The following is a 14887-nucleotide window of genomic DNA, read 5'->3' on the forward strand; positions in this document are numbered from 1 at the left end:
ATTATTGTCCGGAATTTTTCTTGATGATTTCCTCAGAGATGCTCTTCGGAACTTCTTCGTAGTGGTCGAAGTGCATTGTGTAAGTTCCGCGGCCCTGAGTGTTGGAGCGCAACGCTGTTGCGTAACCGAACATTTCAGATAGTGGAACGAATGCTTTAACCACTTGTGCATTACCACGAGTTTCCATACCTTCAACACGTCCACGACGGGAAGTTACGTCACCCATGATGTCGCCCATGTATTCCTCAGGAATAACAACTTCTACTTTCATCATTGGTTCAAGTAGAACAGGCTTACACTTGTTTTTAGCCTCTTTAAGTGCCATGGAAGCAGCAACTTTAAAGGCCATTTCGTTGGAGTCGACATCGTGGTAGGAACCATCATAAAGAGTTGCTTTGATGTCTACCATTGGGTAGCCGGCCAATACACCATTCTCCAAGGATTCTTTAATACCTTGTTCTACAGATGGAATGTATTCACGCGGTACAACACCACCAACAATCTTGTTGACGAATTCGAAACCAGCGCCTTCTTCGTTCGGCTCGAACTCAACCCATACGTGACCGAATTGTCCACGACCACCGGATTGACGTACGAACTTACCTTCCACTTGTGCACTAGCGCGGAATGTTTCGCGGTAGGCAACTTGTGGAGCACCAATGTTCGCTTCAACTTTGAACTCACGCTTCAGGCGGTCAACGATGATGTCAAGGTGAAGCTCACCCATACCAGCGATGATCGTTTGTCCTGTTTCAACGTTTGTTTCCGTTTGGAACGTTGGGTCTTCTTCCGCAAGCTTACCAAGGGCAATTGCCATTTTATCTTGGTCAGCTTTGGATTTAGGCTCGATAGCTACAGAGATTACCGGTTCAGGGAACTCCATAGATTCAAGGATAACAAGGCTCTTCTCATCACATAGAGTGTCACCTGTACCCGTGTCTTTAAGACCTACCGCACCAGCGATATCACCAGCGTATACTGTGGAAATCTCTTCACGGGAGTTTGCGTGCATCTGCAGGATACGACCTACACGCTCACGCTTATCCTTCGTCGAGTTTTTCACGTAAGAACCGGCGGAAAGTGTTCCGGAATATACACGGAAGAATGTCAGTTTACCTACATAAGGGTCTGTGGCAACTTTGAAAGCCAGACCAGAGAATGGCTCGTTGTCATCAGCCTTACGGACAACATGTTCTTCTGTTTGTGGTACGTGACCTTCAATTGGAGGTACATCCAATGGAGATGGTAGATAATCAATAACACCATCAATTAAAAGCTGTACACCTTTGTTCTTGAAGGCAGATCCACAGAAGACTGGGTAGAAGTCTACAGTTAGAGTAGCTGCACGGATAGCCGTCTTAAGCTGCTCGTTAGTGATTTCTTCCCCTTCCAGATACTGCATCATCAAATCTTCATCAAGTTCTGCAACAGCTTCTACAAGCTTGCCACGGTACTCTTCAGCCTGATCTTTGTAGTCATCTGGAATGGCACGTGCTTCCGCACGAGTTCCAAGGTCATCCATGTAGTAGAAAGCTTCCATCGTTACAAGGTCAATGATTCCTTCGAATTCATCTTCTGCACCGATAGGAAGTTGAACAGCTGCGGCATTTGCACCAAGGCGGTCTTTCAATGTGCCAAGGGAGTAAATGAAGTCAGCCCCTACTTTGTCCATTTTGTTAACGAACACGATACGTGGAACACCGTACGTGGTAGCCTGGCGCCAAACAGTTTCTGTTTGAGGCTCAACACCGGATTGGGCGTCAAGAACAGCTACGGATCCATCAAGTACACGCAGGGAACGCTCAACTTCAACAGTGAAGTCTACGTGTCCAGGAGTGTCGATGATGTTAATACGGTGGTCTCTCCACTGAGCAGTTGTAGCGGCGGAAGTAATTGTGATTCCGCGTTCCTGTTCCTGCTCCATCCAGTCCATTTGGGAAGCCCCTTCGTGAGTTTCACCAATTTTGTGGATACGTCCTGTGTAGAAAAGAATACGCTCAGTCGCCGTTGTTTTACCAGCGTCGATGTGAGCCATGATCCCGATATTCCGGGTCTTTTCCAAGGAGAACTCTCTAGCCATGAATCTTTCTCCTTCCTGTTTGAACAGTTATTTTTTTGGTGATTACCAACGGTAGTGAGCGAATGCTTTGTTCGCTTCTGCCATTTTGTGCATTTCTTCGCGGCGTTTAACGGAAGCACCAGTGTTGTTCGCTGCATCAAGAATTTCGTTAGCAAGGCGCTCTTCCATCGTTTTCTCTCCGCGTAGACGCGCATAGTTTACGATGAAACGAAGACCTAGAGCCTGACGACGTTCCGGACGAACCTCAACGGGTACCTGGTAGTTGGAACCACCCACACGGCGTGCGCGAACCTCCAATACAGGCATAACATTCTTCATTGCTTCGTCGAATGCTTCCATTGCTTCGTTTCCGCTGCGCTCCTGAACAAGTTCAAAAGCTTTATAAAGAATCTTTTGAGCTTTTCCGCGCTGACCGTTCACCATGATTTGGTTGATCAAACGAGTAACAAGCTTAGAGTTATACATTGGATCTGGCAACACATCACGTTTTGCTACTGGACCTTTACGTGGCATATGTTCCCCTCCCTTCTCACAATTGTTTTAGTTTATTTTAAGCGATATATTCATATCGTTTATTTTTTAGCTTTTGGCTTTTTGGTACCGTACTTGGAGCGACCTTGCATACGGCCGTCAACACTTGAAGTATCAAGCGCACCACGTACGATGTGGTAACGTACACCTGGCAAGTCTTTAACTTTACCGCCACGGATAAGAACAACACTGTGCTCTTGAAGGTTGTGGCCGATACCAGGGATATAAGCGTTAACCTCAAGCTGGTTAGTCAAACGAACACGTGCATATTTACGAAGTGCAGAGTTCGGCTTCTTCGGTGTCATTGTACCAACACGTGTGCAGACACCACGTTTTTGTGGAGCAGCAAGATCTGTCATACGCTTCTTCATGCTGTTATAGCCTTTGTTCAAAGCTGGAGAGTTCGTCTGCTTTGTCTTGCTCACGCGACCTTTACGTACCAATTGGTTAATAGTTGGCATGGTTGTATCCTCCCTTCATTTTTTAATACCACACATCCAGGTGGTTCATAAAAAGGCAAAAAACAAAGCTTTCGCGTTGAAACGCCAAAACTTTATTGCTTTATCGCCACTGTAGCCGCACCAACATCAATACCGCATGCATTCCCGAGCTCTTCCATGGAAGGAACCCGTGTATGGGGAATGTTCAGTTGCCGGGCCAGTTCAGCTACTTTAAGTGTCATGGACTGATCGGCATCGTCAGCCGTTATGACTTCGTTCACTTCACCATTTTTCATGGCTTTCAGTGTCTGCTTTGTTCCGATAATGATATCGAAACCTGCCTGTGCTACTTTTTCATAAGACATCTTCATATCCTCCAAAGTAACAAGGATAAATGGAAGCACCTTGATAATATTATCACTCACCCAAATGCATGTCAACTGCATTCGGGTGAGATTTTTGATGCTTCCTTATTTTTTACCCTTTGTTAACATCTGCTTCTCTTTTTATGGCTGCGTAACCTCTTCAGGTGTTACCGAAGTTTCGGTCTTAGCACCCTCGGCTTGAGCCTGTATCTTGCGGTAGCGGGTCATGCCCGTACCTGCAGGAACAAGTTTACCGATAATGACGTTCTCTTTCAAGCCAAGCAGCTCGTCTCGCTTGCCTTTAATAGCTGCATCAGTCAGGACACGAGTCGTTTCCTGGAAGGATGCGGCGGACAGGAAGCTGTCTGTTTCAAGAGACGCTTTGGTAATACCCAGGATGACTGGACGGCCGACTGCCGGCTGGCCACCTTCCATGAGCACTTTTTGGTTCGCTTCTTTGAATTGGTGAATTTCAAGAAGAGATCCAGGTAGAACATCTGTGTCACCAGAGTCAAGAACACGTACTTTGCGAAGCATTTGACGGACCATAACTTCTACGTGCTTATCAGAAATTTCTACACCCTGCATACGGTATACTTTCTGAACTTCTTTAAGAAGATATTCCTGAACTCCGTCGAGGCCTTTGATGGTTAACAGTTCCTTCGGATCAATGGAACCTTCCGTCAACGCATCACCGGACTTCACTTCGTCTCCGACACTTACTTTCATACGGGCACCGTATGGAGCTGTATAGGAGCGGGACTCAATCGCGCCCTGAACGACGATCTCCTGTTTCTCTTTCACTTCATTCACTTCGTGGACAGTACCATCAATTTCAGTGATGACAGCCTGACCTTTCGGATTACGAGCTTCCACGATCTCCTGGATACGAGGAAGACCCTGTGTGATATCGTCTCCGGCTACCCCGCCTGTGTGGAAGGTACGCATAGTAAGCTGTGTACCAGGCTCACCGATGGACTGCGCTGCGATGATACCGACAGCTTCTCCAACTTCAACCTCATCACCAGTGGCAAGGTTGCGGCCATAACATTTCTTACATACGCCGTGCTTCGTATTACAAGTGAAGGCAGTTCGGATGACAACTTCCTTAATACCGGAATCTTCAATCTGTTTCGCAGTATCTTCGGAAATAACTTCGTTTCTTTCTGCAAGAACACGACCAGTTTCAGGGTGCTCGATTTTCTGGAATGCTGTACGACCAATGAGACGGTCGATCAGCGGCTCGATGATTTCAGTGCCTTCCTGAAGGGCGGCAACAGTCAAGCCGCGGTCCGTTCCACAATCATCTTCACGGACGATGACATCCTGCGCAACGTCTACAAGACGACGAGTCAGATAACCTGAGTCGGCTGTCTTAAGGGCTGTATCGGCAAGACCTTTACGTGCACCGTGTGTGGAGATGAAGTATTCAAGTACTGTCAGACCTTCACGGAAACTGGACTTGATTGGTAGTTCAATGATACGTCCAGCCGGGTTGGCCATCAGACCACGCATACCCGCGAGCTGCGTAAAGTTAGAGGCGTTACCACGGGCTCCGGAATCACTCATCATGAAGATCGGGTTACGCGGATCAAGGGATTTCATCAGACGGTTCTGAATGTCATCCTTCGCTGCTCCCCAGATTTCAATGACGCGGTCATAACGCTCTTCCTCGGTAATTAAACCGCGGCGGAACTGTTTCATGACCTTATCGACTTTCTTCTGACCTTCATCAAGAATTTCCTGTTTCTCCGGAAGTACGACAACGTCAGATACACCGACTGTGATACCGGCCTTCGTGGAGTAGGCAAAACCAAGATCCTTCATACGGTCAAGCATCTTGGACGTTTCACTGATGGAGAAGCGTTTGAACACTTCTGCAATGATGTCTCCAAGAATTCCTTTTTTGAATGGAGCGACTTCATCGCGCTTCGCAATTTCCGCACGGATGTCTGTTCCTTTTTCAATAAAGTAATGATCCGGAGTCTTGACCTCCAGGTTCTCTTTTGTTGGTTCATTGATATAAGGGAAAGAACTAGGCAGCATTTCGTTGAAGATCAACTTACCGACCGTAGTCAGAAGAAGCTGCTGGTTCTGTTTTTCTGTAAACGTTTCGTTATTCAAGGAACTCGCCTGAACAGCTACACGTGTGTGCAGGTGGGCATAACCATTTTGGTAAGCCATCAGCGCTTCGTTCAAGTCCTTGAAGAACATACCTTCTCCTACTGCGTTGGTACGCTCAAGAGTGAGGTAGTAGTTACCAAGTACCATATCCTGTGACGGCGTAACAACTGGTTTTCCGTCTTTCGGGTTCAGGATGTTCTGAGCCGCAAGCATCAGAATACGTGCTTCAGCCTGAGCTTCTGAGGATAACGGTACGTGTACAGCCATCTGGTCACCGTCAAAGTCGGCGTTATAAGCCGTACATACGAGCGGGTGCAGACGAATGGCGCGTCCTTCTACAAGCGTCGGTTCGAACGCTTGAATACCAAGGCGGTGAAGCGTTGGTGCACGGTTAAGAAGAACCGGGTGCTCTTTAATGACATCTTCAAGAACATCCCATACTTCATGGTGAACGCGTTCAATCTTACGTTTAGCTGACTTGATGTTGTGTGCAAGTCCTCGGGAAACCAATTCCTTCATAACGAAAGGCTTGAACAACTCCAGAGCCATTTCTTTAGGAAGACCACACTGGTACATCTTCAACGATGGTCCTACAACGATTACGGAACGTCCGGAATAGTCAACACGCTTACCAAGAAGGTTTTGACGGAAACGTCCCTGCTTCCCTTTCAACATGTGAGAAAGAGATTTAAGCGGACGGTTACCAGGACCTGTAACCGGTCGGCCGCGTCGACCGTTATCGATCAGGGCGTCAACAGCTTCCTGAAGCATACGCTTCTCGTTCTGAACGATAATCGTAGGGGCTCCAAGGTCCAATAGACGCTTCAGACGGTTGTTACGGTTAATGACACGACGATAAAGGTCGTTCAAATCAGATGTGGCGAAACGTCCACCATCCAGCTGCACCATCGGGCGCAGTTCCGGAGGGATGACAGGAAGAACATCCAGGATCATCCATGATGGATCGTTACCAGAATGACGGAAGGACTCCAACACTTCCAGGCGCTTGATCGCACGTGTGCGTCGCTGCCCCTGGGCAGTTTTCAACTCTTCCTTCAGTGTGTCTACTTCTCCATCCAAATCGATGTCGAATAGAAGTTTACGGATGGCTTCCGCTCCCATAGCAGCCTGGAAGCCTTGTCCGAATTTCTCACGGTATGAACGGTACTCTTTTTCAGAAAGCAGCTGCTTCTTCTCAAGAGCCGTCTCGCCTGGATCGGTCACGATGTAAGCGGCGAAGTAAATAACTTCTTCAAGCGCTCTTGGCGACATATCCAATACAAGACCCATACGACTCGGGATACCTTTGAAGTACCAGATGTGAGAGACAGGGGCAGCTAGTTCAAGGTGCCCCATACGCTCACGGCGTACTTTCGCTTTTGTTACTTCAACGCCACAGCGGTCACAAACGACGCCCTTGTAACGGACGCGTTTGTATTTTCCACAGTGACATTCCCAGTCTTTTTGAGGCCCGAAGATACGCTCACAGAAAAGACCGTCTTTCTCTGGTTTCAACGTACGATAGTTGATGGTTTCCGGCTTCTTAACTTCACCATAGGACCAAGAACGAATCTTATCCGGTGAAGCGAGGCCGATTTTCATATACTCAAAGTTGTTTACATCTAGCAAGGGGCCTACCTCCCTTTCAGTATCCAGGTTTTACCCTAAGCTTAGAACACGAGCGACAGCAGTGTTTCTAACTTAATCGTCTAAGTTCAAATTCTCGGATTCTTTGGTTTGCTCTTCCTCAATATCCCGCATCTCAATCTCTTCCTCATCACCGGAGAGAATCTTCACATCCATACCAAGACTTTGAAGTTCCTTGATAAGAACCTTGAAGGATTCCGGCACACCAGGTTCCGGTACGTTGTCACCTTTGACGATGGCTTCGTATGTTTTCACACGACCAACAACATCATCGGATTTAACTGTCAGGATTTCCTGCAGGGTATAGGCAGCACCATATGCTTCAAGTGCCCATACCTCCATCTCACCGAAACGCTGACCACCGAATTGGGCTTTACCACCAAGCGGCTGCTGGGTAACGAGAGAGTAAGGTCCAGTTGAACGGGCGTGGAGTTTATCATCAACCATGTGTGCCAGTTTGATCATGTACATGACACCAACAGATACACGGTTATCAAACGGATCGCCGGTACGTCCATCATACAAGATCGTTTTCGCATCACGAGCCATGCCTGCTTCCTGTAATGTTTCCCAAACATCTTCCTCGCGGGCACCATCAAAGACCGGGGTGGCGATTCTTTCACCCATCAAACGGGCGGCCATACCCATGTGCAGCTCCAGCACCTGACCGATGTTCATACGAGATGGTACACCAAGTGGGTTCAACATGATGTCAACCGGTGTTCCATCTGGAAGGAACGGCATGTCCTCTTCCGGAAGAATCTTGGAAATAACACCTTTGTTACCGTGACGTCCAGCCATCTTATCCCCTTCAGAAATCTTACGTTTCTGAACGATATAAACACGGATCAGCTGGTTCACTCCCGGTGGAAGCTCATCTCCGTCTTCACGGTTGAAGATTTTCACATCAAGAACGATACCACCAGCACCGTGAGGAACACGAAGAGACGTATCACGGACTTCACGAGCTTTTTCACCGAAGATGGCGTGAAGAAGGCGTTCTTCTGCAGACAGTTCTGTTACCCCTTTAGGTGTAACTTTACCGACAAGCAGATCTCCGTCACTGACCTCTGCTCCGACGCGGATAATTCCACGGTCATCCAGGTCACGAAGAGCATCTTCACCGACGTTAGGAATATCACGAGTGATCTCTTCAGGTCCAAGCTTCGTATCACGGGCTTCTGATTCATATTCTTCAATGTGGATGGATGTGTATACATCATCTTTAACAAGGCGCTCACTCATAATGATCGCATCCTCGTAGTTGTAACCATCCCATGTCATGAAGGCCACAAGCGGGTTCTGTCCAAGAGCCAGTTCACCCATATCCATGGATGGACCATCAGCAAGGATTTCCCCTTTTGTAACACGGTCACCTTTAGAAACGATCGGACGCTGGTTATAACAGCTTCCCTGGTTGGAACGGATGAATTTCTGAAGACGGTAACGGTCAAGATCTCCCTCAACCTCTTTGCCATCTACTTCAGAAATACGGCGGACGCGGACTTCTTTCGCTTCCACACGCTCAACAATTCCTTCGTGCTTACAAATAACGGCAGCACCGGAGTCTTTACCAGACACATATTCCATACCAGTACCAACAAGAGGCGCATCCGGCTTCAGCAATGGTACTGCTTGACGCTGCATGTTTGCACCCATTAGGGAACGGTTGGAGTCATCGTTCTCAAGGAATGGGATACAGGCTGTCGCAGCAGATACTACCTGCTTCGGAGATACGTCCATGTAGTCAAGGCGGTCACGGGCTACGACCGTGTTTTCCCCGCGGAAACGTGCGATAACTTCTTCATCTGTGAATCCACCGTCATCATCAAGCTTCGCGTTCGCCTGGGCAACCACGTAGTTATCTTCCTCATCGGCAGTCAGGTAGTCGATTTGAGCCGTTACTTTGTTTGTATCCGGGTCGACACGACGGTATGGCGTTTCAATAAATCCGAACTCGTTCACTTTCGCATAGGAGGAAAGGGAGTTGATCAGCCCAATGTTTGGACCTTCCGGCGTTTCGATCGGACACATACGCCCGTAGTGGGAATAGTGTACGTCACGAACTTCAAATCCTGCACGTTCACGAGTTAAACCACCTGGTCCAAGAGCAGATAGACGGCGTTTGTGTGTCAATTCCGCAAGTGGGTTGGTCTGGTCCATGAACTGTGAAAGCTGCGAGCTTCCGAAGAACTCTTTAATAGACGCAATAACCGGACGGATGTTAATCAACTGCTGTGGTGTGATGGACGATGTATCCTGGATGGACATACGCTCACGAACGACACGCTCCATACGGGAAAGACCAATACGGAACTGGTTCTGAAGAAGTTCACCTACAGAACGCAGACGACGGTTACCAAGGTGGTCAATATCGTCTGTCCCGCCTACATCATGCAGCAGGTTGAAGAAGTAACTGATTGAAGAAAGAATATCAGCAGGAGTAATGTTCTTCACATCACGGTCAATGTTGGCATTGCCGATAACGTTGATTGAACGCTCCCCTTCCGGATCAGTTGGGTCAACGATTTTCACAGACTGTACTTGGATCGGATCTTCAAGAACGCCTTCAACGGGTTCAAGCGTTTCTTCACTCAATGTACCTTCCTGATCATCGAAGTAAGGGATCAGTTTATTCAGGAGACGGCGGTCAATCTTATCGCCTTTTTCAGCGATGACTTCGCCTGTTTCCTCATCGACCAGCGTTTCCGCCAGTGTTTGATTGAACAAACGGTCCTTAATATGAAGCTTTTTATTCATTTTATATCGTCCAACGCGCGCTAGGTCGTAGCGTTTTGGATCGAAGAAACGGGAAACCAGCAAGCTTTTCGCATTTTCTACTGTAGGCGGCTCACCAGGGCGTAGACGCTCGTAGATTTCAAGCAGAGCTTTCTCTGTAGTCTCCGTATTATCTTTCTCAAGCGTGTTTTTCAAGTATTCGTTATCGCCGATAAGATCAATGATCTCCTGGTCGGTTCCGAATCCTAAAGCACGCAGCAGAACTGTAATCGGCAGCTTACGCGTACGGTCAATACGTACGTGTACGACATCTTTGGCATCTGTTTCAAATTCCAGCCACGCTCCGCGGTTTGGAATAACGGTTGCCGTATAGCCGCGTTTACCGTTTTTATCTATTTTCTTGTTAAAGTACACGCTTGGAGAGCGGACGAGCTGAGATACAATGACACGCTCAGCACCGTTGATTACGAAGGTACCGGTGTCTGTCATCAATGGGAAGTCACCCATGAAAACTTCCTGCTCTTTTACTTCACCTGTCTCGTTGTTTAGAAGGCGTACTTTCACTCGAAGCGGTGCGTTATATGTTACATCGCGATCCTTTGACTCATCGACTGGATACTTTGGTTCGCCAAGGCTGTAGTCTACGAATTCAAGCGATAGATTACCTGTGAAATCTTCAATCGGGGAAATGTCCTGGAACATTTCCTTCAAACCTTCTTTTAAGAACCAATCGTAAGAAGCGGTTTGGATTTCAATCAGGTTCGGTAATTCTAATACCTCACTGATACGTGCATAACTTCTGCGCTGGCGGTGTCGTCCATACTGAACTAGTTGACCTGTCAACTGATTCACCCCTCAAATCAAGCATTTTAATAACGAAAAAAGGGTCCGGCAAGACATGCCGAACAGGCTTGCGGTTGATCTTGCCACAAGCATATTTAAACATCTGCGGCAATTGCAGATGGTGATTCTTCATTTCTCTCTAACGTTAGACAAAAAAGAAAAAGGCTTTTCATACATTAAAAACCTCATTTACTTTCAGCGTTCGATTTTACCATTCTGACCACTCCGTAAGTTTTTTATACTATTTTGTAAAAAAGACTTGACAGATATCAGATATATTGGCATTTTTCAATACTAGCACAAGTGGGTTTGCTAGTCAATCTTTTTTGCTTTGAGAATGTAGTAACCTTTCTTTTTCAAAACGACCTCAGATGAACCGAACCATTCATCAAGTTTCTGCTTAGCAGATGGCGCCCCCTGCTTTTTCTGAATCACAACCCATAACTCTCCGCCTGGCAGCAGCGCTTCCGATGCTTCTTCAAACATCGCATGCACCACAGACTTACCGGCACGAATCGGAGGATTGGTTAATATAGCAGCAAACTTCCTGTCCCGGACACCCTGAAGTCGGTCGCTCTCCAGAATGGTTACATTATGAATGTGATTGGCAGCCGCATTCTTTCCCGCCAGATGGAGGGCCCGTTCGTTTACATCCACCATCACAAAACGACGGTCACTGAAAGCTTTAGCCAGAGACAACCCAATAGGGCCATACCCACATCCAAGATCAAGGATTTCCCCCTCCACTTCAGGAAGTTGAAATGCATCAATCAAGACCCTTGAGCCGTAATCCACTTCATTTTTGGAAAAGACGGCGTGATCTGTCGTGAAGGAAAATGGAAATCCCTTCAATTCGAAGGACCATGTTTTCTCCTCACTAGCCGTTGATGTCTTTTTTGAATAATAATGCTCCGACATATCCGAACACCTTCTCCATTGTCTGAATTTTAGAGAATAAAATGTCTATTAAGAAAAAGAAAGCCCGCCGATATATCAGCGAGCTTTTCTCCAAGGTTTTCCTTACTTAAGTTCGACAGTAGCGCCTGCTTCTTCAAGCTGAGATTTGATCTCTTCAGCTTCTTCTTTAGAAACGCCTTCTTTGATTGCGCTTGGAGCACCATCAACCATTTCTTTAGCGTCTTTAAGACCAGCACCAGTGATTTCGCGTACAGCTTTAACCACTTTGATCTTAGAAGAACCAGCAGATTCTAGTACTACATCAAATTCAGTTTGCTCTTCAGCAGCTTCTGCACCACCGGCAGGAGCACCAGCAGCAACTGGAGCTGCAGCAGATACACCAAATTCTTCTTCAATTGCTTTAACTAGGTCGTTAAGCTCAAGAACAGACATTTCTTTAATCGCTTCGATAATTTGTTCGTTAGACATGAGAAATTTCCTCCTTAGTTATGTTGGTTTATTTTAAACGAATGCTAACTTACGCACTTTCTTCTTCTTTTTGATCCGCGATTGCCTGTGTAGCATAAGCGAAGTTGCGGATTGGAGCTTGTAGTACGCTTAGGAACATAGATACAAGACCCTCGTAGTTTGGAAGGTTGGCAAGCTCTTTGATTTGCTCAAGAGTTGCGACCTGGCCTTCAACTACGCCACCTTTGATTTCAAGATCTTCATGATCTTTAGCGAAGTTGTTCAAGATTTTAGCAGGAGCTACCGCATCATCTGTGTGGAAAGCTATCGCTGTTGGTCCTTGTAACACTTCATCAAGGTCAGATAGTTCAACTTCTGCAGCCGCACGGCGAATCATTGTGTTTTTATGCACTTTGTATTCTACGCCGGCTTCACGAAGCTGATTACGAAGTTCAGTGACTTCAGCTACATCAAGACCGCGGTAATCTACTAATACAGCAGATTTACTGTTGCGGAACTTTTCAGCTAGATCAGATACAATCTGTTTCTTCTGTTCGATAATACCGCTCATCGTTCCACCTCCTATTGACTTTTCATCATACCGTTCGAAGGTTTTCTTAATAAAGAAAAACACCTCCACATAGACATGGAGGTGTTTTTCATAGAGCAGGGCAGATGGCGCTGCTCTATCTTATATCACACACCTCGGCAGGACTTTAAGTGGAAAACCACCCCTGCTGTCTACGGTATAACGTATTCTTTTTATACAACGCTACTTAGTATATAACACTAATAGCGGAAAGTCAACACTTTTTATTACTTCGTGTAAGCAGAAACGTCTACTTTGATTCCAGGACCCATTGTAGATGAAACAGCAGCGTTACGCATGTAAGTTCCCTTAGCAGCCTGCGGCTTCGCTTTAACCAACGCATCTGTAATCGCTGCGAAGTTTTCAGCAAGTTTCTCTTCATCGAAAGAAGATTTACCGATTGGAACGTGGATGTTTGCTGCTTTATCAACGCGGTATTCAACTTTACCAGCCTTGATTTCATTGACAGCTTTTTCAACTTCGAACGTTACCGTGCCGGTTTTAGGGTTTGGCATAAGACCTTTTGGTCCAAGTACACGACCAAGTTTACCAACTTCAGCCATCATGTCTGGAGTTGCAACAACCACATCAAAATCGAACCAGCCTTGGTTGATTTGGTTGATCAGGTCCTGCTCTCCTACGTAGTCTGCACCAGCTGCTTCTGCTTCTTTCGCTTTATCACCTTTAGCGAAAACAAGCACACGCTGGGATTTACCTGTACCGTGTGGAAGCACCATCGCGCCACGGATCTGCTGATCCGCTTTTTTAGGGTCTACACCCAGACGGAAAGCCGCTTCAACAGTTTCATCAAAGTTAGCTTTTGAAGTTTCTTTTACAAGCTTGATCGCCTCTTGTACATCGTAAGCTTTTGTACGGTCAACAAGTTTTTGAAGTTCTTGCTGCTTTTTCGTTTTTTTAGCCATTTCAATTTCCTCCTCTTGTGGTTTTAACGGATTTTCCTCCCACGAATAAAGGTTGCGAAAGAGTCACAAGCTCCATTTCCGCAACCTTCTCCTATCTCCATGTGACGCTGTGGGATTAGTCTTCGATTGTGATTCCCATGCTGCGCGCTGTACCTTCAACCATGCGCATAGCAGCTTCAACGTCAGCCGCATTTAAATCAGGCATTTTTGTTTCTGCGATTTCGCGAACTTGGTCACGTTTAACAGAAGCAACTTTGTTACGGTTTGGCTCACCGGAACCTGATTCGATACCAGCCGCTTTCTTAAGAAGAACAGCAGCAGGTGGAGTTTTAGTAACGAATGTAAATGAACGGTCCTCATATACCGTGATTTCAACCGGAATAATCGTACCCGCCTGTTCCTGTGTACGAGCGTTAAACTCTTTACAGAAACCCATGATATTGATACCTGCTTGACCTAGTGCCGGTCCTACTGGCGGCGCTGGGTTTGCTTTACCCGCAGGGATTTGAAGCTTAACTACGTTAATTACTTTTTTAGCCACGAGACACACCTCCTTAAAGTCCGTGATGTGGTAATAGGGATTCACCCTCCCACTCCATTGCAATATGCAAAAACCTGTATTTTACAGGGCGCATATAGAACATAAAAATTCTAGCATCTTTAACTCTAATATGCAAGGGGAGAGATGAATTTTATAATTTTTCGATTTGAGTAAAGTCCAACTCGACTGGTGTTTCACGTCCGAACATATTCACGTGGACTTTGACTTTCTGTTTGTCCGTGTCAATGTATTCGATCGTACCTGTGAAGTTGGCAAAAGGCCCATCTGTTACTGTAACACTTTCCTTCACCTCAAAGTCAACCTCTGCTTTCGGCTCTTCATTCATGCCCATCCGCTTAAGCACGGTTTCTACTTCCTCAGGGAGTAGAGGAATCGGCTTGGATCCTGAACCTGTGGAACCGACGAAACCAGTGACCCCTGGTGTATTACGAACAACATACCAGGAATCATCCGTCATCACCATTTCCGCAAGAACATAGCCTGGGAAAACCTTTTTCTTTGCGATTTTCTTCTTGCCGTTTTTGATCTCAGCTTCTTCGTCCTCCGGGACAAGGACACGGAAAATCTTATCTTCCATACCCATTGATTCCACGCGCTTTTCAAGGTTTGTCTTAACCTTATTCTCATAACCTGAGTACGTGTGCACTACATACCATCTTTTTTCCATAATCACAGGACA

12 protein-coding genes and 1 other annotated feature are annotated in these 14887 nt (G+C 46.5%); all 12 genes read right to left on the minus strand.

Features of this window, described 5'->3' with window-relative positions; all coding sequences use genetic code 11:
* Position 1 precedes the first annotated feature (1 nt).
* A complete protein-coding gene (fusA, locus tag QMA39_RS18920; protein ID WP_027953426.1) occupies positions 2-2080 on the minus strand; it encodes an elongation factor G in 2079 nt (692 codons plus the stop codon).
* A 42-nt stretch (positions 2081-2122) separates the two neighbouring features.
* On the minus strand, positions 2123-2593 hold the full coding sequence (rpsG, locus tag QMA39_RS18925) for a 30S ribosomal protein S7 (protein ID WP_027953427.1): 471 nt from the start codon (positions 2591-2593) through the stop codon (positions 2123-2125).
* A gap of 59 nt (positions 2594-2652) precedes the next feature.
* The gene (gene rpsL, locus QMA39_RS18930; protein WP_027953428.1) at positions 2653-3072 is read right to left on the minus strand and encodes a 30S ribosomal protein S12; all 420 of its coding nucleotides are present in this window, start codon (positions 3070-3072) and stop codon (positions 2653-2655) included.
* 92 nt (positions 3073-3164) lie between these two features.
* Positions 3165-3416 carry a 50S ribosomal protein L7ae-like protein gene (locus tag QMA39_RS18935; protein ID WP_027953429.1) on the minus strand — a complete coding sequence of 84 codons (252 nt, stop codon included), beginning with the start codon at positions 3414-3416 and terminating at the stop codon, positions 3165-3167.
* A 141-nt stretch (positions 3417-3557) separates the two neighbouring features.
* Complete coding sequence (gene rpoC / locus QMA39_RS18940) at positions 3558-7169, minus strand: DNA-directed RNA polymerase subunit beta' (protein WP_206936250.1); 3612 nt, start codon at positions 7167-7169, stop codon at positions 3558-3560.
* 72 nt (positions 7170-7241) lie between these two features.
* Positions 7242-10769: a DNA-directed RNA polymerase subunit beta gene (gene rpoB / locus QMA39_RS18945; protein ID WP_027953431.1), complete on the minus strand. Its 3528-nt coding sequence runs from the start codon at positions 10767-10769 to the stop codon at positions 7242-7244.
* 312 nt (positions 10770-11081) lie between these two features.
* A complete protein-coding gene (locus QMA39_RS18950) occupies positions 11082-11687 on the minus strand; it encodes a class I SAM-dependent methyltransferase (protein ID WP_027953432.1) in 606 nt (201 codons plus the stop codon).
* 102 nt (positions 11688-11789) lie between these two features.
* On the minus strand, positions 11790-12155 hold the full coding sequence (gene rplL / locus QMA39_RS18955; RefSeq protein ID WP_027953433.1) for a 50S ribosomal protein L7/L12: 366 nt from the start codon (positions 12153-12155) through the stop codon (positions 11790-11792).
* A gap of 49 nt (positions 12156-12204) precedes the next feature.
* On the minus strand, positions 12205-12705 hold the full coding sequence (rplJ, locus tag QMA39_RS18960; RefSeq protein ID WP_027953434.1) for a 50S ribosomal protein L10: 501 nt from the start codon (positions 12703-12705) through the stop codon (positions 12205-12207).
* Positions 12706-12750: 45 nt separating this feature from the next.
* Positions 12751-12899, minus strand: a sequence feature (ribosomal protein L10 leader region).
* Positions 12900-12950: 51 nt separating this feature from the next.
* On the minus strand, positions 12951-13646 hold the full coding sequence (gene rplA, locus QMA39_RS18965; RefSeq protein ID WP_027953435.1) for a 50S ribosomal protein L1: 696 nt from the start codon (positions 13644-13646) through the stop codon (positions 12951-12953).
* Positions 13647-13761: 115 nt separating this feature from the next.
* Positions 13762-14187, minus strand: coding sequence for a 50S ribosomal protein L11 (gene rplK / locus QMA39_RS18970; protein WP_027953436.1), 426 nt, complete (start codon positions 14185-14187; stop codon positions 13762-13764).
* A 151-nt stretch (positions 14188-14338) separates the two neighbouring features.
* Entirely contained in the window at positions 14339-14875 is a 537-nt protein-coding gene (nusG, locus tag QMA39_RS18975) for a transcription termination/antitermination protein NusG (RefSeq protein ID WP_027953437.1), read from the minus strand.
* Positions 14876-14887 lie beyond the last annotated feature (12 nt).

Source organism: Halobacillus sp. Cin3 (assembly GCF_947311855.1).
GTDB classification, from domain to species: domain Bacteria; phylum Bacillota; class Bacilli; order Bacillales; family Halobacillaceae; genus Halobacillus; species Halobacillus kuroshimensis.